The following is a 20,833-nucleotide window of genomic DNA, read 5'->3' as shown; positions in this document are numbered from 1 at the left end:
CGGCTGAGGCCGGGGATTCCGTGCCGCCCCTGCCGGGCGGGATCAGTAGAACTGTTGTTGCTGTGCATAGGACTGGGCTTTTTGTTTTTCTGCGGCAATTTTGTGGCGGCGTTTTTCTTCCCGCTGGGTGTGCTGCTGGGCCAGCCAGTTTTGATCCTTGCGGCGGGTGGCCTCCTGCTTGCGGCTTTCACTGGCCCGTTTCTGGGACACCACCGTCCGCGCGGCTTTGGCCCTTTCGATGTCGTCAATGAGATACAGGCTTGAACCGGCAAACAGCGAGCACCGGACCGGGGATATCAGGTCATAGCAGCTGTTGTAGTCGGTGTATTTATCCCCGGTGTTGATATCGTAAGCGTCAGGTTGGCTTAAACGGCGGCCGTCAATGATCACCCCATGGGTGCCGACACGGTAACGGGTTTCATTGGTGTCATGTTCGCAGGTATCGACTATCACATCCTTATAACCGGTTGTGCGGCGGCGAAAACGGGTGCCGGCCGGGTAATGGCCAATCAGAATTTTGTCCTGTTCCAGATTGGTGATCGCAAACAGGTCGGTGTGTTTGGATTTGTACAATTGGTTGAGTTTCTTATCGATTTTTCTGAGGATTTCCTCCCGGACAAAATTGAGGGTGGTGGTGGATTCAAATGCTCCAATCGTAAAGCTGTTCATCTGGCTCAGGATGGCGGGCATCGGTAGATAGAGTTGTGACGAGGCCGGGGACAGGCCGGCGGCCCGCTTGTGTTCAGCCAACTCGGCAAACTGGTGCCAGGCCAGCAGCAGGGCATCGGCCTGCGCCAGTTCGGTGCTGTCTGTCAATAACGCGACAGGGCGGCACGCGGCGCCCTGCGTATTGATATCGGTATACACCGCGTGTTTGAAGACCAGCTTTAACCATTCCCGGCGGACTGTCAGAAAGTCTTTGTACTTCTCTTCAAAAATGCTGTCATTGAACGCATCCATTAACGACCCCTCCTAACGGGTGATATCTTGAATAGGTTTATTTATAACTTTATCAGGTTTGATAAAAGTAATAAAAAAATAGTTAGACTTTACCGGTTAAAAGTAGCCGAAGGGCACATTACGCCAACTTTTCCAGCACATGATGCAGAATGGTCGGATAGTCACAGGGGGGATCCCGTCAAGGGTCATACAGCGCAGGGTGTAAAAATGGCCGGCGAGCGTGTACGGCAGGGCACAGCCATGCGGATCCAATTTCAGCTCGTGAGCAATGGTGAGGAGATGGGTGGTTGTGTAGTGTGTGATATTTCCCAAAGTAAAAGAAATCACTGGCATAGTTACCAATGTAAATAAAGTTATATTTAATTATATATTTTGTAAATTAAATTTCTGCATTACCCGTAACATTTTGCCTTTCTTTCTGGTCTTTTTCTGCTAGGCTGGTTTCATTGCCTCTAACATAGGATAATGGGAATTATCCCATGTTAGAAACCGAAAAGCCGGGAAGAGGGCATCGGTGGCTTGATGTCAGTCACTGATTGCGGGTGATTTTCATTACTAAGAAATGGTGCGCCTACGTGAAATCTGAACCTCTTTGTGGGGTGTAATGCGCCACTTTTTACGTAGCGCAACCAAAACGGAGAGATTTTCATGGCGGGGGAATTATCGTTGATTGACCAAGAAGTGGTATTTATTCCGGATAACCCGGCGCTGAATGAGGACGTCCTGCGCAACCTCCATGCCTTTATGAAAGACAAGGAAGCCTTTGCGGACAACACCTGGCAGCAATTGATGAAAGCCAGCCGGTTGTGGTGTCAGTGGTGTCTGGCCAAAGGCCGTCCCTATCTGCCGGTGGACGCGAATTATTTGCGGGATTACCTGTGGGAACTGCATGAAAGCGGGCTGGCGCCGGCCACGATCAGTAACTATGCCGCCATGCTGAACCTGTTACACCGGCAGGCGGGGTTAATCCCCGCGGGGGACAGCCAGAAAGTGAAGCGGATCCTGAAGAAAATTCATCGGGTGGCGATTGTTCACGGCGAAAAAGCCGGCCAGGCGATCCCGTTCCGGATTGCCGATCTAAACCGGATTGATACGGTGTGGAACACGTCGGCCAGCCTGAAAGACCGCCGTAACCTGGCGTTTTTGTTTGTGGCCTACAATACCTTATTGCGCATCTCCAACCTGGCCCGCCTGAAAGTCGGGGATGTGACCTTTAACCCGGATGGCACTGTGCTGCTGTATATCGGTTACACCAAAACCCAGGCAGACGGGCAGGGCAGTATGAAGGCACTCAGCCCCCGGGCCGCCGCCTGCCTGCGACATTGGCTTCAGGTCTCCGGCCTGATTGAACACAGCGACGCGTATATTTTTTGTCGGGTGCATCGTTCTAACCAAGCGGTCGTGACCACCGAAGAACCGATGGACGAATTTAACCTGGCCCGGATTTTTTCGGCGGCGTGGGCGGTCGTCCATGGCGACAAAAAAGAAGCGGTAAACAAAGGCCGTTATGCCACCTGGACCGGCCACAGTGCGCGGGTGGGCGCGGCGCAGGACCTGACTGAATCGGGCTACAGTCTCGCCCAGATCATGCACGAAGGGAACTGGAAAAAACCGGAAACCGTACTGGGCTATATCCGCAATATTGAGGCGCAAAAGAGTGTGATGATTGAGTTGGTCGAGGGGCGTTCTGCCGCAGAAACACGTTAAATGGCGTAACGCCTTGGCCCGAAGTATAAGAAGGCTGTTTGTCTTTATCATTTTGGATGGTCAACAACGGCCATCCGACAACAAAAGAAAAATAACAGGGTAGAGAAAATAAGATGAAACGGTTAAAGACAGGAAATAGGCACAGTTGGCAGTAAAGTGGGAGTGACCTTTCCATGTTCTTTGTCTATCCTGCAAAAATCAGATAAGTGATTTATACTACGAATGTTATTGAATCGCCGAATAGTACTATTTGGTATAGTATTAAGAAACACAACATATTTCCGTCGGATGGCTCAGTGAAAAAAATTCACTGGCTGGTAATTCAAAAATCAGTTTACAAAAATAAACGAGATTAAGGAAGCTCAGAGTAAGAATATAATTCTTTACCATTGTTTCATCAGAGTACACAGAATGAGCCCATTACATTTATGTGTCAATACAAAACAATCCCCAACCATACACATTTTTAATACGCTCTCTCCAAGAACCTGCTTGGAAACAACTTTCTTGACTAAAAAAGAATATTTTCGCCAGAATATTCTTAAAAAATAACGAAAAAATCATTCATTCATTAAATGTTATATATATCTAATTATTGTAAATTATATATTTATGTGAAAAAACAAAAAAATTACATTTCACATTGATAATTAATTTTTTTAGTATAAAAATAAATCCATACAACGATTATTAATTTAAATAAATTATAATAGTAGGTGTCATCTTGTCTCAATCATTAGTAACTGGGTTGGTTTTGATTGCCGGATATCATGGAATTAATTTAGATAAGTCTGTAATAAAGTATAAGTTTTCCGACAAAAAAGGAAGCTTTGGCGTTACTCAGTGGATATTAGCAGCTAAAGAATACTCACTTCATGCTAGGTTAGTGAGTAAATCTATTGATAGGCTTAAATTCATTTCGTTTCCTGCTTTAGTTTTGGGAGAAGAAGGAACAATATTTATTTTATTACAGGCAAAAGATAATAAATATCTTATCTATGATATAAATGAAAAAAATAACAAAAATCTTGATGAAAATGAATTTAATGCCATTTATTCCGGTCGGATTATTCTTGTTTATTCAAAAAAATCAATATCTGATAAATTGCAAATATTTGATTTTACATGATTTATTCCTTATGTTGTTAAATACCGCCACATTTTCATTGAAATTTTAGTATTATCTATTTTTATCCAGATTTTTTCTTTAGTAACACCCCTGTTTTTCCAGGTGGTGATGGACAAGGTTCTTATTCATCAAAGTTATAATACTCTAGATGTCATTGCTTTTTCTTTTATCGTCGTTGTTATTTTCGATGTTATTCTCACTGGACTAAGAACTTATCTTTTCTCTCATACTACAAATAGAATAGATATTGAATTAGGTTCAAATTTATTGAATCATATAATAAATCTTTCAATACGATATTTTGAAGTTAGGAGAGTAGGAGATACAATTGCCCGAGTTAAAGAGCAAGAAAACATCCGTCAGTTTTTAACAGGGCAGGCATTCACATCGATTTTAGATGTTATGTTTTCTTTTCTCTTTATCATAGTTATGTGGTGCTATTGTGCTCCTTTAACCTTGGTTGTTTTAGTATCTATTCCACTTTACATCGTCTTATCTTTAGTTGTTAGCCCTATATTAAGAAAGCGTTTAGACAATCAATTTGCCAGAAATGCTGATAATCAAGCTTTCTTGGTTGAAACAATAAGCACAATTTCGACATTAAAATCATTAGCTGCTGAACGACAAATCATAAATCGCTGGAATGAATTACTACCAGCATATATTAGTTCAGCGATGAAAGTGACCTGCATAGCAATACTAGGGCAACAAAGTGTTCAATTAATACAAAAAATTGTCTCTGTTTTTATCCTGTGGTTTGGTGCTCATTTAGTGATTAGTAATAAAATAACTGTTGGGCAACTCATTGCATTTAATATGCTAGCCTCTCAGGTTACCTCACCTATTATTCGTTTGGCTCAATTATGGCAAGATTTTCAGCAAGCAGGGATTTCTGTTGCACGTTTAGGCGATATTTTAAACTCGCCTATAGAGCAGTCCGAAAATAATTTAAATTTACCTTCATTACGTGGTCAAAATAACATTTGAAAATGTTTTTTTTCGTTATAAATCAGATGATAAATGGAGTATAAATGATTTATCTTTGAATATTAAAGCTGGAGAAGTTATCGGTATAGTTGGTCGTTCGGGATCAGGAAAAAATACATTAACTAAGCTTATTCAGCGTTTCTATGCTCCTGAAAAAGGAAGAATCATTCTTGACGATCTGTATATTGCATTAGCCGAACCCATTTGGCTACGGCGTCATATTGGCATTGTTCAACAAGAAAATGTATTACTGAATCGAACAATAAAATAAAATATTGCGTTAACCCAACCCTCTGCATCTTTAGAACTGATTATTCAAGCGTGTAAACAGGCGGGAGCTCATGATTTTATTACTAAGTTGCCTAAAGGATATGATACTCAAATTGGAGAGCAAGGAATTGGATTATCTGGTGGACAAAGGCAGCGTATTGCATTAGCCCGCGTTTTATTAAACAACCCAAAGATACTCATTCTTGATGAAGCAACGAGTGCGCTTGATTATGAATCAGAAAGAGCCATCATGATGAACATGCCATTAATTTGTAAAAATAGAACAGTGATTGTTATTGCTCATAGGTTATCCACTGTAAGAAATGCAAACCGCATCATTGTTATGGATGAAGGGGAAGTTGTAGAACAAGGGGAACATATTCAGTTAATGAATATAGAAGGTGGTATTTATCGAAAAATGTCAGAATTAATGTAATTTTTAATGAGGCTCTTGTGTGTATATTTGTTTGGCTTAAAGGTTTTAGTGAGTTTTTTCAACGTTATAAATCAATTTTATTTATTGCATGGAAAGATCGTCATGAATTGACTCCAATAAAACGTTTGAAGGATGAATATGCTTTTTTACCTGATAATTTGATCTTAACTGAAACACCCGTATCTCCTGTAGCAAGGTGGACTGCCCGTTGTATCATCATATTATCGGTATTGGTGATCTCTTGGTCTTACTTTGGTCAGATTGATATAGATGTGATTAGTCAAGGTAAAATAATAAGTCATGGACGAAATAAAATTATTCAGCCATTAGAAACAGGGCAGATAAAAAACATCTGGGTTAAAGAAGGGCAATACGTTCACCAAGGAGATGCTTTGGTAGAAATAGATGTTTTAGGGGCAGAAGAACAATATCAGCAAAACGTTTTAGCTTTTAATGCTGCATTGTTGAATTATCAGATAGGTAATTCAGTATTATCATCAGTTTATGAGAAAAGAATAGAATTAGAATGGGATATTTCATTGCCTATTAGTAATAAAGAAGATGTGCGTAATATTATTGATTCAGTGAAGAATGAAAAAAAACAGCAGGCTTGGGATATGGCATATTCTCTACACCAAACGTGGAGAAATAAAAATAAACAACTCATGGAGAAAAAAAAGTCAATATAAATTAGAGTCCAAATCTAGACAAGAAGAAACCGCATCTTTGGGATCTTCTATTAAAGTTGAATTACAACGGATGGAATCTTATGAAAATTTATACAAAAATAATTATTTGTCACACCATGAATTGTTGAATCAGAAAGATAAAATCTCCAGGTTAAAACATCAGCGTGAAATTAGCCAAAATAAATATATGGAACTGAGGCATAAAATAAATGAAGTAGATCGAGAGAGAGAAATAAATACTCAAATGATATTAAAAGAATCTATGGAAATGAAAAGAAATGCGAATAATGATATTGAACGGTTACTTATTGAAATTAATAAAACAAAAAAAAGAACCCAAACAACTATATTATATAGCCCCGTAGATGGAAGAGTACAGCAGTTAGCTTTTCATACTATAAGTGGTATAGTTTCAACTGCTCAAACTATGATGGTTATTGTTCCCGATGAATTACCACAGGAAATTGAAGTAAAAATCAATAATAAAAATATGGGGTTTATTCATGAAGGGCAAGCCGTTATTATTAAAATAGATTCATTTCCTTATACTAGATACGGTTATTTAACAGGTAAAGTTAAAAGTGTTAGTTATGACTCAATAGAAGATAAAGATAAAGGATTTGTTTTTCCTGCTATCATTAAGCTTGATAACAATAAAATTAAAATTGGTGGGGATTTAGTTGCATTAAAAGCAGGAATGACTGTTAATGTTGAAATAAAAACAGGAAGACGTAGAGTGATCGACTATATCATCAGTCCCTTGAAAACAAAAGTAGACGAGAGTTTTTGGGAAAGATGAGTTACCCATAATCCGAGAGAATAATATGAAAAAAATACTGAATATAATGGCCGCCTCTATAGTTATATTATTAAGTGGCTGTATTTCCGATGAAAATGACACCATCATGAGTGAAGAGGATTTAATTAAGCTGGCCGTTAAGTTAGATCGAGAAGAAAAAAATTATAAAGAAGCTGCTAAGTATTATTTTCTAGCGGCTGAAAAAGGAAATACTACTGCCTTAAATAATCTTGGAATTCTATATGAATTTGGTCAGGGCGTTGAGCAAGATTATGCAAAATCTTTCATGTATTATAATAAAGCAGTTGAATTAGATAATAACCACACATCCTTACACAATTTGGCTGGATTATACTTATATGGGTGGGGAGTAAAGAAAAACAAAGAAAAAGCATTGGAGTTACTAAAAAAATCTGCGGATTTAGGAAATAAATATGCAATGAGTGATTTGTATTGGTTAACACATTCTGAATCAAAACATGAATATGAATAAGGACAAAAATATGGACAAAATAATCCCGGCTTCTTTTAACAGCTCTGATGGTGGTTGGGTCACTATCAATGTGGCCAAGTCAGGAAAAAAGTTAAATAATCCAGATGGCAGTGTAGATATTTCACGTACTGGTCATGTTTGGATGACGATAGATAATGGCGAACAGAAAATTGATGTTGGGTGGTCAACAGGAAATTCTTTAAAAACTGGAGGGTATGATAATATCAGTCTGAACGATAGTGAAGTATACGATAAAAGCACCGTAAAAAGTTTTACTGCATCGGTATCCGAAGTAAAATTCCCGTACTTAGTCGAATGTATTAATGATGCACCACTCGGAAAATTACCTGGGTTTTCTTCAAACTATAATCTCCTTACGAATAATTGTATTGATTTTTTCAGAACTTGCTTAGATACCCTTGATTTAGGTGGGAAAAGCATGTTACCTCATTTTACACCAAATGGAAATTTTAATAGTCTGGCCAAGCTGATAGATAAAAACTTTGATACGGCAGATAATTGGGGTAATGATTGGTCTACTGAAACCAGTTATAGTGAAGGATTACTTTCTCCATTAGTCATTGATTTAAATGGTGATGGTGTTAAAACCATTCCAGACGGAAGTATTTATTTTGATATGAGTAATGATGGAGTAAATGAATCTGTTGGTTGGGTTGACAAAAGTGATGGTTTTTTAGTTTATGATAAAAATAACGATGGAAATATCAATTCAGGAGGCAAGCTTTTTGGAAATTATAGCGATATTAATGGAATAAGTCATTTTAAAAATGGCTTTGAAGCATTATCAGAACTTGATGCCAACAATGATTCCATTATATCAAGAGATGATGATGAATGGAGTAAGGTAAAAATATGGAAAGATGGAAACAGCAATGGTATTGTTGATAAAAATGAATTAATGAGTTTATCTGACGCGGGAATTAAGGAAATTAATTTAAAATACACAGAAGAACCTTATATTGATAAATATGGAAATCGACATAAAGAAATTTCCACAGTCACTTGGAGCAATGATGAAACAACAAGTATTGTTGATGTGTGGTTCAAATATAACTCCAAACTAACAAAAGGAAATATTAATGCATCTACTCAACAAGAGATTCATAAAATGATTAACTCCATATCTGAATTTGGCGCTGAAAATATTATTTCTTCTCACAATCAAATGATTCCACGACAAGATAACCCGGTTGCTATATTAGCAACATCTCTTGACGTCTAGGAATCTCAAAGTTTTTGAAGTGTACTAGTCTGATAAGATGGACGTCCCACATGGCGTCAATTGTACCAAAATGAAATGGCATACTCATTTTACGGGAGCGTCCATCATGCGTAATAAAATTATTGGTATTGATTTAGCTTCAGCTCTGCCTGCTTAAATTTTCAAAGAAGTCCATGTGTTGTTTACCTTTTTGGTTAGTCGGGTCAATAAATGTAATTTTGACTGGAGGGAATGGGCCACCTTAAGTGACCCGAATAATGAATAATCAGAAAGGTGTTTACTGTTCTTTTGGCACGTAAACACTGCCACCATCATCCCGCTCTAATAATGTCCAGCGTACCTGATGTACTTTGCCATTTTTGTCTGTCCATTCAGGCATAATTTGTTCTTGTTGCAACTGGGCATATTGCAGGCTGCCATCAATAAAGGCAGACCACCGTCCCGTGTGGGGGCAAGTTTCACCACTGATGCCTGTTATGCGCACAGGCTCGGGGCTGTTCATAATACGTGCAAAATGTTGGCATAGTCTGTTTTCATACGCCAATTGGAATAGGCTTGGGATTTAATTCTGGGGGAAAAATTGTCATATCCACATCATATCGACCAAATCGGCGTATATGATCACGTATATAAGGACTGAGTGCCGCTACCTGTTCTGGCGTTATTTTATGACCATCATCGGATACTTTTGTCAGTATCTCTGTTAAATCTGAAACATTACGAAGCATAATGGCATTGGCTATAATATCCGAGTATTTCACCTGCTTTGCCTGCTCTACAGGATCACCGCTTTTGATTATCTGTCCACCAAAGGTAATCCAATCCAGAAAATCATTATAGGATTCAATTTTTGTTGTTTCTGCCCGTATTGTTTGTCGAAAATCAGATTCAGACAGATATCGTAATAAAAATAAAGTGCGAACAACCCGGCCCAGTTCCCGAAAGGCGCGATAAAGTTTGTTCTGTCGATTGTTACTGTTCAGTTTTCTCAGTAACATTGAGGGTAATACCCTACCCGCCTGAATGGATAAGACGACTTGTATCAAATCCTGCCAGTGCGTCTGAATCAATCCCCAATCAACCGTTTTCGTAAACAGCTTATCGATATGTTTATATTTTGCATCATTTGATGGACGATAAAACACCACATCGTTCCAGTTTCTCATTCGGGGGAAAAGTTTGATTCCCAGTAAATAGGCCAGCGCAAAAACGGGTTCACTCTGTCCCTGAGTATCTGCATGTAATGTATCGGGTTGATAGACAGACTTGTTAAGCAGTAAAGCATCAAGGATATACACCGCTTCCCAGACGCCACAGGCGATAAAATGACTGAATAATGCGATATATTCACTGGATATATGGTGATAAGCAATCCCCCCATAACCCCGTAACGGATATGTTGTTCACCAAGGAGATTATTTTTTCGTAACTCCATGTGTGTTCCGTCTGCAATGGCAACATTACGCTTACCCCAAAACGAAGGTAAATCAAATCGGGCATAATTCTCAATGATCTCTTCCAGAGCAGACTGAAGTTTGGCTGCATTAGTATGCTGGGTATTAATTCTTCTGAGCGTTTGTCGATTGATATTGCCGGGAGCATGGCTGGCTGTCTGTGACGTACCGAGGTTGCAACCAAAACCGAATACGGTAAATAAATAACCCCGGGCGGGATCTGAGAGCTTCGGACTTGCTCCTGAGGCAGGACCGAAGTGTTTATGATATCGTGTCCAATGTTGTACATCTCTCAGAATATCCAGTAAATGACGCTCTGGCATTCGGTCATATATGGCTTTTTTAAATTGTTCCAGCTCTTCTGGCGTTGATGATGTTCCAGCGCGTTTCAGATGAGGAATACCTTCATCATCAATACTGAATTCGCTGTTATCAGGAAAATCGTTGTCGGTTTTTTCTGCTGCCAGTACCAGTTGTTTCTGCAAAGCAGTAATAAAAGCAGGACCGGAATCAGGTAGTGACAGCGACTGACAATACGCAGATAAACGTTCCTGACAGGCCTCCCACGGCAGTAACTGAGCACGATAATCCGCATACTCATTCGAATATTCAACATAGATGTCCCCACACTGGAGAGCTTCGGCGAGATGAAGGAATACACAAACCTCCAGTGCCCTGCGATTGAAGAATGGATGTCCATTTTCTTTGATACATACAAAGGCGTGCCAGCGTTGAGAAGCAAAATGAATATCAACATCCGCCGGAATCTTGGGTTTTCGTGTTTTTTGGTGCTGGCAGACGTATGCCAGTGCGTTAATCAAGCTGCAATCCTGAGTGGAGGAATGCAGTTGTATTACATTCAGTAATTGAAAGATCACCGAGCGATTAACAGTATGGAATTTCCATAAGAAGGGCAGATAATTATTGTTATGACAGGCGGTCACTTCGTTGACCAGAGAGCTCAGTGCCGCCAAACCACCCTGTGCGGTCATGATTTTTCTGACATGTTTTCCCAATGCTTCATCTGTATCGGTTTCTGGGGAATACTGCAAAACTGCGCCTAACAACATTATCAAGTGTTCTTCCGTTTCACGGTGTTTTTCCTGCATGATGCGTAATTTTTCTTGCGCTGAATGAACCACGCGTTTCATTCGCCGTAAAAACGTCGTAATAACTTCATCGCGTGTGGTTGACTGGGTAAGAAAAAGTAAACTTAGCAACAAGGTATAAAGTTTAGGTTTGTTGCGTATCCCTCGCATATCACCAATAGCATAAGCAGTCGCTTCGGCTGCAAACTGACGAATTTTTGTATAAGCAACACCGTGAAAAAATGAACGGGGATCAATGATGTTATCCAATAAAGCCAACCGATCAGCCCATAGACGAAAATGCTGAAGTGTTGCAGGCCCCGGCGTCTGTTTTACCCAGGTAAAGCGTGTTGTCAGTTCACCTTCCTTGATCAAAAGCAGGGCATCAAGCGTATTTTGCTGTGGTATCGTGAGTGACTGGGTAATTTGCAAATACAGTTCGTTATGAACCAGTTGACGTTCATGGCTGGCCAGGCGTTTCAGCGTACTGAACGCGGGTAATTCAATATTCTTTTTGCTGAGATATTCAAGTGCAACATTAATTAAATCAGCAGGATCACTCATAGTGTAAGCTGATTGATGGATCAAACTAACGATATTCTGACGTGCTTGCTGGGTAAAAAGGTGACTGTCCAGATACTGACGGGAAAGGATCTTGTAACGGTATGTAGCTTTTCTGTCACGTCGTTCCGGTATCAAACGAAAGTTCTCTGGCAAATTCAACTGAGTAGCAATAAATTGAACAACTGAAAATGGGATCTGAGAGAAAGTAATAAAATAACCGAGATGTTGGCGGGTTTTGAGTCTGATGGCCAAGTTTAATTGGCTGTGTTGGCTGCGGGTATTTTGCCGGATGAAAGTCAGTTCATTGTCGCTGAGAGCATAACAGGACGCCAGCTCTTTTTGCGATAGGGATTTATTGAAGTGCGGATAAGCCGTGCGGTCAACCGAGGTCATAGTGGTATACTCGTCACGCTGAACGGTTCATTAATACGAAGGTTTTTGTAAACCAGATGATGACAAAATGCAACCGCCTTCTTAAAGGAGAATTCAGGTATCAAAAACAGGTTTACAAAATCAAAGTTTACCTTATTAAAAACTAATGAGTTTATGAAACTTATCGCATGAAATTTGGTTACGCGCGCATCTCCACACATGAGCAACACGCTAACATGCAGCTCGATCAACTACGGCAGGCGGGTTGTGATGAAATTTTTTGTGAAACAGCGAGTGGGATAAAAGTAGCCCGTCCGGTTCTTGAACAGCTCCTGAGTAAAATCCGTCCGGGTGATGTCATTGTTATCTGTAAACTTGACCGATTAGGCCGTTCTCTCCGGCATCTGATTGAGTTAGTGAATCAGTTACTGGAAAAAGGCGTTGGTCTTAAAAGCCTTCAAGACCCTATAGATACCACCAATGCGCAAGGTCGGCTGGTATTTAATTTATTTGCCTCATTAGCTGAGTTTGAACGCGATCTGATTGTTGAGCGAACACAGGCAGGTTTGGCTTCAGCCAGAGCACGGGGACGTTCAGGCGGTCGACCACAAGGTCTAAATGAAGTGGCAAAAAAGAAAGCGATTGCTGCTGAGGCGCTGTATACACAAAGTGAGTTGAGTGTAAAAGAAATAGCGGAAAATTTGGGGATAAGCAAAGTAACCCTTTACCGCTATCTCCGATACCGAGGTGTGCAGATAGGGTGTAAAAATGTTCGGCCATAAGGCGCTTTCATAACTACTCACACCTATGCCAATATCTTACATGTGTTATTCGTCATGCGGTTAAGAAACGTAAAGTGATTTATCTAGCGCTCGAATCGGCCTCTAAAAAATGGAGTATGCCTATTCAAAACTGGAAACAGGCAATGAGTCGTTTTATTACTGAGTTTGGTGACCGTTTAAACGATCACCTTTAATAAATGGGCAAATACACAGAATTATTTACAGGATCCATTTAAACCCTATTTTACCACATCGTTGTTTCCTTAACCGAATGCTATTTTCCGGCTTAGAACCCCAATATTATTTTTTAATTTCTTGGTTAACGATAAAAACCTAATTAGTTGTTTGTATGGTTAAGTTTAATTCGACACAAACACTATTAAATTCTTTTTAAGAAGTAATTATCATTTAAAGTGAGGCTGAAATAATGTGCTTATTTCCTGATTTTACTCGAATATTTTCTGTAATATTTTTAATGGAGTTATCATTTATCTTAATAAAGTAGGATGAGGTGCTACCCTACTCTATTAGTTGAACATTATCCGCATGCCTTACCATCATTCGGAGTCTAACCAATATTACTGTCTATTTTATTCTTAAGATAGATACTTAAAAATGCTGTAACTGTAAATATGATACTAATAAGAACAACGGAATGAACACCTAAATAAGTTACACCCCACCCTCCGACCATAGCACCTATGGTGATTCCTAAATTTGAAAACGATATATACAGGCTATTGGCAAACTCAGGTGCTTCATTGGCCTCCCTCATAAGCCATGTTTGGCTGATAACGAGTCCTGCCGAATGTAACACTCCCCAAAAAAAAATTAATATCAATATAGCTATTGGAGAAAAACCTAGAATCCAAATAAAAATATACAACAAAGTCAGTAAAACTGGATATAATTTTGTTGTTTTTATAGTGTTTTTTTGTAGAAAGATGCTGAAGATATAATTACCAAGTACTCCGCTAATACCAAAAAAGACTAGAAATATACTAATAGTATCATTATCAAGACGTGTGATTTTAGCAAGATAGTCTGCTATATAACTAAAATTTGCAAACATCGCAGAAAATACGGCTGTTACTGTAACAATTGTTAACCATAATTTTCCATTGCGTAATACAATTAATTGGCTGGAAAAGTTAACTTTTTCTACAGGAATAGAAGAAGGAACGAAAAATAAAATACCTATAAGAGCGAGCAAACAGGATATTGAACCAAAATAAAATGCAGCACTTAATGATAAATGTTCTGCAATAAAAGAGCTTACCGGCATGCCTAATACTAATCCTACAGCAACTCCAGCGAAAACTTGTGCTACGGCTCTTGGGCTTTTCTCTTTAACTACTGAATTGGCTGCAATGACGAGTGCCACAGCAAAGAAAGTAGCATGAAACAGTGCTGGCAATATCCTGAAGAAGAGGATTAAATTAAAACTGCTTGTGGTGGCATAGATAAGATTAGATATAACAAATATAAAAAGAATTGTAAGAAGGATGTGTTTTTTATTATATCGCGATAGTAGTAATGTAATAAATGGCCCTGTTATGGCAACAATGACAGCATAAATACTAACAAGAAAACCGACTTGTGTAGGTGTCACGTTAAGTTGTGACCCTAATTGTGGTAACAAGCCGATTACTGCTACTTCAGTGGTAATAACCCCAAAGACAGCAATGGCTAAGACAAGTAGTAACATAACATTATTATGTTTCATAAATATTCCTAAATAGATTCATATAAAATATGAAACGTTAAACTACTTTGACTACTCTTTCAATACTATGAATGACAATAGGAACCATTTTGGAAATGTTATCATTTCTTTTAGTTACCATTTTATTCTCATTTAAATTAATTTGCTCATGAAAATAATTTTTCGTGTAAATAAAAACAATTTAATATGAAAATGGTTTGTTTTCTATTAATTATAGATGTCATATATATTTATAACTCACAAAATATAAAATCTAACAATAGATTGACTTGAAGTTAGGACATAGTATACATTTGTATCAAAATGTAAAATACATAAATTAAATAATGTTTAATCCGGTGGCGATTGCGATTTTCTTTAAATTAAGTGATTTTGCCGCCTTAGGAGCTTGTGAGCAGAAATAAATAGCTACCGAATTAATAATTATAATGTCATTTGATAAATTCTAAGTTGGTAGAGTGAAATATGTCTTATACACAAATAAAAGCCACACATTCAGCAATCAAATTAGTTGCTATTCGTGGTGCGGTTCAGGTTGACTTTGATACAACTGAAAGCATTGCTTCAAGTACATTACTAATGATTGATGAAATTATATCTAATAATCATTTATCAATTACTGATTTTGTAAGTTTATTTTTTACTGTTACACCTGATCTTACTACTGAATTACCGCCTTTAGTTCTCTATGAATCTGGAATAAAAATTCCATCTTTGTGTGCTGTAGAAAATAATACTAGTATGATGATACCTCGTGTTATTAGGGTAATGGCTCATGTACAATGGCCTTATGGTGAACAACCTCATAAACATATTTATCTTCCTGGTACAATTTCTTCAAGGCCATTTTCTGAATGAAAAAAATGGTTTCCAATTTCACATTAATGGATCTAAAAATTATGGATATAACAGAAGAAAAAAGTGATGTTTGCTCTTTGAATAATATTATTTTTGAACTAAAAAAAATAGTCGGTGAGAAATATATTCAAATTAAATCTGGTGAAATATCAACTCTTACCTTGGGGAGAAATGTAAGTTTATTTACTCCAAAAAAGGTTAGTACCATTGTTAGACCTGGTTCTATCAATGAAATAATCCAGATTGTAGATATAATGAATAAAAATAATTCGAAATTAGGATTACATATCGTTAGTTCTGGATATAATTGGGGATTAGGTTCTAAAGAGCCTGTCAATGAAGATGCTATTATCGTAATTCTAGATAGATTAACAAATATTCGAGACATAAATATTGAAGATGGGTGGGCCATAATAGAACCTGGTGTAACACAGCTAAATTTAGCTAATTTATTAAAAGATAGTTCACGCATGCTGAACGTGACCGCTTCTTCTGGACACACAAGTGTAATAGGTAATATTCTGGAGCGCGGTGTTGGATTACGTCACCAAAGAACTAATGATTTGCTAGGATTGGAGGTGATAACACCTGATGGTGAAAAAATCACAGTAGGATGGTGGCCACATACAGAAAGAAAGACTGCATTTAATACATTTGGACATGGTCCTTCATTATTGCACCTTTATACCCAATCTAACCTTGGAATAGTAACTGGAGCCGTAGTTCGATTATTACCCAGACCGCAAACACAAACTGTCTTACATTTACATTTTCCCAGGAAAAAATTATTAGACGCTGTTAATTTATTCAGAGATTGGTATGCACAGGAGATGGTTTCTGGCGTATTAAAAATCTATGACACAGTTTCTACTGAATCTTACGGTGGCTCAGGAGACGAGCATCTCACTTTGATATGTGTGTCTGGTAACCCTAAAAAAGTAGAAGCAATTGTATCTATATTGTTTGAAGAAGCCAAAAATAGTGGAATATTTACAAAATTAATTCACTCAAATGAGATTAGTTCAGACAGAAATGACTTTGTTTTACAAGTTGTAGAACATGCTTATGCTGGTGATCCTTCATGGAATGAGCATATGCTTCGTGCGGCTACTGGGCAAAATGCTAAGGAGGTAGATAGTAAAGGTGGTGGCTGGATTTTCTTTTTGGCCTTCATACCATTTAAAGGAGAAACTATTACCGAAGCTTTATCTATTATTGATGATATCTCTAAAAAAATGGGTGTCAAAATTGGTACAACTGTAAATGCGTTATCTTCTGATGTTATAGATTTAGTTATTTCAATAAAATTTCCACCCGTCAAAGATCAGATCAGCAAGTCACATGAAACTCTGGATTTAATCTATGAGCACTTTACTTATAAAGGATTTTATCCTTACCGTTTAGACATTAATCACACTAATTTTATTGAGCACTATTACTCACAAACTGAACGTGCAGTTAATAAGAAGCTGAAAAACATGCTAGATCCTAATGGAATTATTTCCACTGGGCGTTATTTTTAATTAATAAAATAAGGGAAAGAAAATGGAAAGCACAGATTTTAGCTCTAATAATAATGAAATCATTCCAAATAATGCAGAGGATATTATTAATAAGGCTAAAAATATTATTCCAATATTAAAGGAGAATTCAGAAAAAATTGAAAACAATAGAAGGCTCACTTCAAATGTCATTGACCTTTTAAGAAATACAGGTGTTTTTCGTGCTGCAATGCCTAAAGAATGGGGTGGGCCTGAGTTAACATCTATTCAACAGACACAGCTCATAGAGATTCTGGCTACAGGTGACATTTCCGCTGCTTGGTGTAGTATGATTGGTATGGATTCGGGAATATATTCTGGTTTCTTACCTCCCGATATTTCACGTTCCTTATATCCTAATCTTGATATTGCTAATTCAGGATGGATTCATCCGCAGGGACGTGCTGACCGTGTTGATGGGGGATATATTGTCAGTGGCAATTGGAGATTTGGTAGTGGCATAACTCACTGTGATGTACTGATATGTGGTGTATTAGTCTACTGTAATGGGGTACTAGAAAAAGATCCGATTACTGGAGAAGAAAAACACTGGCGTATTATGGTAGCAAAGCCAGAGCAATTTAATATTATAGACACCTGGAATACAACTGGACTAGCTGGTAGCGGTAGTTTAGATTATTCGGTTGAAGGGCTTTTTGTGCCTGAGAAACACAGTTTTTCGTTTTCACAGCCATATCGCCCGGGTCCTCTCTATAATTCACCTGATACCATCCTCCGAAAGATGGCAGGAGTTCCTTTAGGAATGGCTCGTTCTTGCTTGGATTATGTTCGGGAGCAAGTAAAAAATCGTATTGATCGTGCAACTAACACCCCTTGGATTGCAGATTTTCGTGTTCAATCTGCAATAGCTCGTGCCGAAATGGAGCTTGCCGCTGCTAGAGCATCAGTATATACCAGCCTTGAAAAACAATGGCAAAATATTTTGGAAGGTAGCACTGAATCTGCTTCAGATGATCGTATTACAACGGCTTTGGCTCGTTATAATGCCTTTCAGACAGCTCGTAATATCGTACAATCGATGTATAACTTGCTCGGCGGTAGTTCAGTCTATCGGAAATCTCCTCTTGATCGTTGGCTTCGTGACGCACAGACAATGTGCCAACATGCAGTAGCGCAAGACTCTATTTTACAGTTAGCGGGAAATGTTTTAGTCGGCGGCAAATCAAAAAATATTTTCTTTTGATTTTTAAATATGAGTATTTTTATGTTAAAAAAAACTAAAATAGTGCTATTCACTGAAATTAATTCAAAATTGGGTTCTCCGTTTTTAAGAATATTGTCAGCTCATCCTATGATTGAGCTGCTAATGGTTGTAACTTCTCCACCAAATAATAAATGTGATTATTTTATTAATGATAAATATCCTGTAAATATAGAAGAGGAAGCTATATCTTTGGGTATTAAAATTAAACGACCAGAAAAAGTAAGTTCGTTAGAAACGATAACATCAATAAAAGAAGCTAATCCAGATTATTTTATTGTGGCTAATTTTCAACAATTATTAACCAGAGAGTTATTAGATATTCCCAATGTTATTCCCATTAACTTCCATCCAAGTCCTTTGCCTCGTTATGCAGGATTAGCACCATTTTATTGGATGATAAAAAATGGTGAAACCAAAACATCTATTAGTGCTATTAAAATGGATGAAGGGATTGATACGGGTGATATAATTATGCAACGTCCTGTTCATTTTTCAGAAAAAGAAACTTGCATTGGTTTGAGAACTGCTCAGGAAGAACAAAATATTTTAATGTTGCTAGACTTAATACCTCTTATGGTAAATAAAAATTTCTCTTATAAACCTCAAAATACGCAAAACCGTAGTTACTTTGGTCGCCCAGAGTCTTCTGATTATCATCTGAATTTCCAGCTTGAGGCTCAGGTATTGGAGAGGCATATAAGGGCAGCATATCGTTATCCAGGAGCGTATTTTTTAACACAAAAAAATCTGAAGATTGTTGTGCTTTCAGCTAATGTTACTAATATCCCATCAAACACCGAAAATCCTGGAAATATTAGCTATTTTAAAGGAAAAATCTTTGTGGCAACAAAAGATTTTTGGCTCCAGCTACTAACTATTGATATGGATGGTATAGAGGTGTCCGCATCATTATTAATTAATGAAGAAAAAACAAATAACCATATTAACATGATTGACAATGTGGCTATCTAATGGAATTAGATATATTAAATTTGGAGCTGCCCTAGATAACCACTATAACCTAGGATAGTTTTATAAGAAAAAGTCGACTCAGTCAGTATAAGCAAGGGCGGTTATTAGAACTGTTTATTGTCGCAGCGGCTGAACTTGTGGGTGTCCATCGGAACACGGCTGCATACTCTTTTCATCGCCTTAGAATACTTATTGCAGAATACGTAGAGCAGCATTCTATTGAACTACCGATATAAATCGGTGACGAGAACTATATTATGGATGAAGAAAACGAACATCGTTTACGCTTTCGGGATGCGATGGCAAATCTTTCTGCTGCTGTGAATATCATTACTACTAATGGTATTGCAGGGCGCTATGGTATTACAGCAACGGCTGTATGCTCTGTAACTGATACTCCCCCAACGCTGCTAGTGTGTATTAATCGTAACAGTGCTATGAATTCAGTACTTCAGAATAATGGCCAGCTGTGTGTGAATATTTTAAATCATCAACAGGAGTCGCTTGCTTGTCATTTTGCTGGAAAAACAGATAATAATATGGAAGAACGTTTTAATTGGGGTATTTGGGAAACTGGAAAATTTGGGCAACCTAAATTACAATATGCATTAGCTAATTTGGAGGGTAATATAGTGCAAATACAAGAGGTAAGTACACATTATGTTTATTTAGTGGAAATAAAAAAGATGACTATTCAGAGCACAGGGCATGGGCTTATTTATTTTAAACGTGTTTTTCACCCACTAATACAACTAATGGGTAAAGAATTATCAATTGAAGCTAATTGTTAAGTTACATAAAGTATATGGGGTTCCGCGGTCATTTCTGCAATAACACTCGCTAAGCAATTTTCCACATGACAGAAATCACCTGTTTTCTGTCAGACTCTGCCCTCGGTAGAAATTCAGAGCGTACTTATGAGATTTTTTACGTGCCAAACTGTAGTGATGTGATGGACGTTCCCCGGTTGTGCAAGCATTGAATTGATACAATGTGCGACCATATATCCGTTTTCCAAGCGGACCCTAGATAGGATGTAAACATGTTCTCCCATAAGGCGCTTTCATAACTATTCACACCTGTGCCAACATTTTACATGTATTATGAACAGACCCGTTATTTAACGCAACTTAAAGGACAATTTACCAGTATTGCTGTTAAAAATGTTTCTGCGCTAAAGCGCACTTATAGCATTCGGATTTATGAGTTGCTAATGCAGTTCAAAAAAACAGGAGATAGGCTAGTTGACATCAATGACTTTCGTACCATTTTAAATTTAGAAGATAAATACAAAGAGTTTAGAACTCTGAATGATGCAATCATAAAACCATGTATAAAAGAATTAAACGAAAAAAGTGATCTAGTGGTCACCGTAGATACAGTAAAGAAAGGCCGTACTGTCGTATCTCTACATTTTCAATTCAAAGAAGACAAACAAATTAAATTAGCCATTTAGCCTTTATTCTTATTTCAATTTAACTTCTTTTATAGTAGGGTTTTTATCCATTTACTTAATTCATAATGGACCCCCTACAGAG

The 20,833-nt window shown here is 37.9% G+C and carries 14 protein-coding genes and 6 pseudogenes; 16 read left to right on the top strand and 4 right to left on the bottom strand.

What is annotated here, in order from left to right:
* Nucleotides 1–42 precede the first annotated feature (42 nt).
* Nucleotides 43–960, bottom strand: a complete 918-nt coding sequence (locus tag Xsze_RS21120; RefSeq protein WP_038239134.1) for a hypothetical protein — start codon at nucleotides 958–960, stop codon at nucleotides 43–45.
* Between the two features lie 648 nt (nucleotides 961–1,608).
* Here Xsze_RS21120 and Xsze_RS21110 point away from each other — a divergent pair.
* The 7 genes and pseudogenes from Xsze_RS21110 to Xsze_RS21085 all read left to right on the top strand — a co-directional run bounded on the left by Xsze_RS21110 (nucleotide 1,609) and on the right by Xsze_RS21085 (nucleotide 8,713).
* Nucleotides 1,609–2,667, top strand: a complete 1,059-nt coding sequence (locus Xsze_RS21110; protein WP_051462434.1) for a tyrosine-type recombinase/integrase — start codon at nucleotides 1,609–1,611, stop codon at nucleotides 2,665–2,667.
* A 164-nt stretch (nucleotides 2,668–2,831) separates the two neighbouring features.
* A pseudogene (locus Xsze_RS23445) lies at nucleotides 2,832–3,008 on the top strand (transposase); the annotation flags it as partial.
* 368 nt (nucleotides 3,009–3,376) lie between these two features.
* Nucleotides 3,377–5,489 (top strand): annotated as a pseudogene (locus Xsze_RS21105) (type I secretion system permease/ATPase).
* A 17-nt stretch (nucleotides 5,490–5,506) separates the two neighbouring features.
* Nucleotides 5,507–6,178, top strand: a complete 672-nt coding sequence (locus tag Xsze_RS21100; protein WP_038239130.1) for a putative HlyD family type I secretion protein — start codon at nucleotides 5,507–5,509, stop codon at nucleotides 6,176–6,178.
* On the top strand, nucleotides 6,081–6,977 hold the full coding sequence (locus tag Xsze_RS21095; RefSeq protein WP_071991793.1) for an HlyD family type I secretion periplasmic adaptor subunit: 897 nt from the start codon (nucleotides 6,081–6,083) through the stop codon (nucleotides 6,975–6,977). Before Xsze_RS21100 ends, Xsze_RS21095 begins: the two co-directional genes overlap by 98 nt.
* A gap of 25 nt (nucleotides 6,978–7,002) precedes the next feature.
* Complete coding sequence (locus tag Xsze_RS21090; protein WP_051462433.1) at nucleotides 7,003–7,470, top strand: tetratricopeptide repeat protein; 468 nt, start codon at nucleotides 7,003–7,005, stop codon at nucleotides 7,468–7,470.
* A gap of 10 nt (nucleotides 7,471–7,480) precedes the next feature.
* On the top strand, nucleotides 7,481–8,713 hold the full coding sequence (locus Xsze_RS21085; RefSeq protein ID WP_143707610.1) for a hypothetical protein: 1,233 nt from the start codon (nucleotides 7,481–7,483) through the stop codon (nucleotides 8,711–8,713).
* Between the two features lie 277 nt (nucleotides 8,714–8,990).
* Here Xsze_RS21085 and Xsze_RS21080 read toward each other — a convergent pair whose 3' ends face one another.
* Both Xsze_RS21080 and Xsze_RS21075 read right to left on the bottom strand, forming a co-directional pair.
* Nucleotides 8,991–9,215 (bottom strand): hypothetical protein, encoded by a 225-nt coding sequence (locus tag Xsze_RS21080; protein ID WP_038239126.1) that lies wholly within the window; start codon nucleotides 9,213–9,215, stop codon nucleotides 8,991–8,993.
* Nucleotides 9,216–9,246: 31 nt separating this feature from the next.
* A pseudogene (locus Xsze_RS21075) lies at nucleotides 9,247–12,212 on the bottom strand (Tn3 family transposase).
* Nucleotides 12,213–12,379: 167 nt separating this feature from the next.
* On the opposite strand from Xsze_RS21075, the gene Xsze_RS21070 reads away from it, so the two are divergent.
* Nucleotides 12,380–12,973 (top strand): recombinase family protein, encoded by a 594-nt coding sequence (locus Xsze_RS21070; RefSeq protein WP_038239124.1) that lies wholly within the window; start codon nucleotides 12,380–12,382, stop codon nucleotides 12,971–12,973.
* A 35-nt stretch (nucleotides 12,974–13,008) separates the two neighbouring features.
* Nucleotides 13,009–13,167 (top strand): annotated as a pseudogene (locus Xsze_RS21065) (IS256 family transposase); the annotation flags it as partial.
* 374 nt (nucleotides 13,168–13,541) lie between these two features.
* On the opposite strand, the gene Xsze_RS21060 reads toward Xsze_RS21065, so the two are convergent.
* Complete coding sequence (locus tag Xsze_RS21060; RefSeq protein ID WP_038239121.1) at nucleotides 13,542–14,699, bottom strand: MFS transporter; 1,158 nt, start codon at nucleotides 14,697–14,699, stop codon at nucleotides 13,542–13,544.
* Nucleotides 14,700–15,164: 465 nt separating this feature from the next.
* On the opposite strand from Xsze_RS21060, the gene Xsze_RS21055 reads away from it, so the two are divergent.
* The 7 genes and pseudogenes from Xsze_RS21055 to Xsze_RS21025 form a co-directional block, all read left to right on the top strand.
* On the top strand, nucleotides 15,165–15,557 hold the full coding sequence (locus Xsze_RS21055) for a chorismate mutase (protein WP_051462431.1): 393 nt from the start codon (nucleotides 15,165–15,167) through the stop codon (nucleotides 15,555–15,557).
* A complete protein-coding gene (locus Xsze_RS21050; RefSeq protein WP_071991792.1) occupies nucleotides 15,554–17,080 on the top strand; it encodes an FAD-binding oxidoreductase in 1,527 nt (508 codons plus the stop codon). The genes Xsze_RS21055 and Xsze_RS21050 overlap by 4 nt, the downstream gene beginning before the upstream one ends.
* Nucleotides 17,081–17,102: 22 nt before the next feature.
* Entirely contained in the window at nucleotides 17,103–18,302 is a 1,200-nt protein-coding gene (locus Xsze_RS21045; protein ID WP_051462430.1) for an acyl-CoA dehydrogenase family protein, read from the top strand.
* A gap of 21 nt (nucleotides 18,303–18,323) precedes the next feature.
* Nucleotides 18,324–19,295, top strand: coding sequence for a methionyl-tRNA formyltransferase (locus Xsze_RS21040; protein ID WP_051462429.1), 972 nt, complete (start codon nucleotides 18,324–18,326; stop codon nucleotides 19,293–19,295).
* Nucleotides 19,296–19,357: 62 nt separating this feature from the next.
* Nucleotides 19,358–19,498: pseudogene (locus Xsze_RS21035) on the top strand (IS1595 family transposase); the annotation flags it as partial.
* A 54-nt stretch (nucleotides 19,499–19,552) separates the two neighbouring features.
* Nucleotides 19,553–20,086: a 4-hydroxyphenylacetate 3-monooxygenase, reductase component gene (gene hpaC / locus Xsze_RS21030; protein WP_038239118.1), complete on the top strand. Its 534-nt coding sequence runs from the start codon at nucleotides 19,553–19,555 to the stop codon at nucleotides 20,084–20,086.
* A gap of 326 nt (nucleotides 20,087–20,412) precedes the next feature.
* Nucleotides 20,413–20,751 (top strand): annotated as a pseudogene (locus Xsze_RS21025) (RepB family plasmid replication initiator protein); the annotation flags it as partial.
* Nucleotides 20,752–20,833: the final 82 nt, after the last annotated feature.

The sequence above is a fragment of the Xenorhabdus szentirmaii DSM 16338 genome (genome assembly GCF_002632585.1).
In the GTDB taxonomy this organism is placed as follows: domain Bacteria; phylum Pseudomonadota; class Gammaproteobacteria; order Enterobacterales; family Enterobacteriaceae; genus Xenorhabdus; species Xenorhabdus szentirmaii.
Note: the sequence above shows the minus strand (reverse complement) of the source record. Positions and strands in the feature narration are given on the sequence as shown.

What these genes read in the sequence shown, in the direction of transcription:
- Xsze_RS21120 (WP_038239134.1), bottom strand. Translation starts at nt 960, where the DNA reads ATGGATGCGTTCAATGACAGCATTTTTGAAGAGAAGTACAAAGACTTT.
- Xsze_RS21050 (WP_071991792.1), top strand. Translation starts at nt 15,554, where the DNA reads ATGAAAAAAATGGTTTCCAATTTCACATTAATGGATCTAAAAATTATG.
- Xsze_RS21055 (WP_051462431.1), top strand. Translation starts at nt 15,165, where the DNA reads ATGTCTTATACACAAATAAAAGCCACACATTCAGCAATCAAATTAGTT.
- Xsze_RS21070 (WP_038239124.1), top strand. Translation starts at nt 12,380, where the DNA reads ATGAAATTTGGTTACGCGCGCATCTCCACACATGAGCAACACGCTAAC.
- Xsze_RS21040 (WP_051462429.1), top strand. Translation starts at nt 18,324, where the DNA reads ATGTTAAAAAAAACTAAAATAGTGCTATTCACTGAAATTAATTCAAAA.
- Xsze_RS21090 (WP_051462433.1), top strand. Translation starts at nt 7,003, where the DNA reads ATGAAAAAAATACTGAATATAATGGCCGCCTCTATAGTTATATTATTA.
- Xsze_RS21085 (WP_143707610.1), top strand. Translation starts at nt 7,481, where the DNA reads ATGGACAAAATAATCCCGGCTTCTTTTAACAGCTCTGATGGTGGTTGG.
- Xsze_RS21080 (WP_038239126.1), bottom strand. Translation starts at nt 9,215, where the DNA reads ATGAACAGCCCCGAGCCTGTGCGCATAACAGGCATCAGTGGTGAAACT.
- hpaC (WP_038239118.1), top strand. Translation starts at nt 19,553, where the DNA reads ATGGATGAAGAAAACGAACATCGTTTACGCTTTCGGGATGCGATGGCA.
- Xsze_RS21110 (WP_051462434.1), top strand. Translation starts at nt 1,609, where the DNA reads ATGGCGGGGGAATTATCGTTGATTGACCAAGAAGTGGTATTTATTCCG.
- Xsze_RS21095 (WP_071991793.1), top strand. Translation starts at nt 6,081, where the DNA reads ATGAAAAAAAACAGCAGGCTTGGGATATGGCATATTCTCTACACCAAA.
- Xsze_RS21060 (WP_038239121.1), bottom strand. Translation starts at nt 14,699, where the DNA reads ATGAAACATAATAATGTTATGTTACTACTTGTCTTAGCCATTGCTGTC.
- Xsze_RS21045 (WP_051462430.1), top strand. Translation starts at nt 17,103, where the DNA reads ATGGAAAGCACAGATTTTAGCTCTAATAATAATGAAATCATTCCAAAT.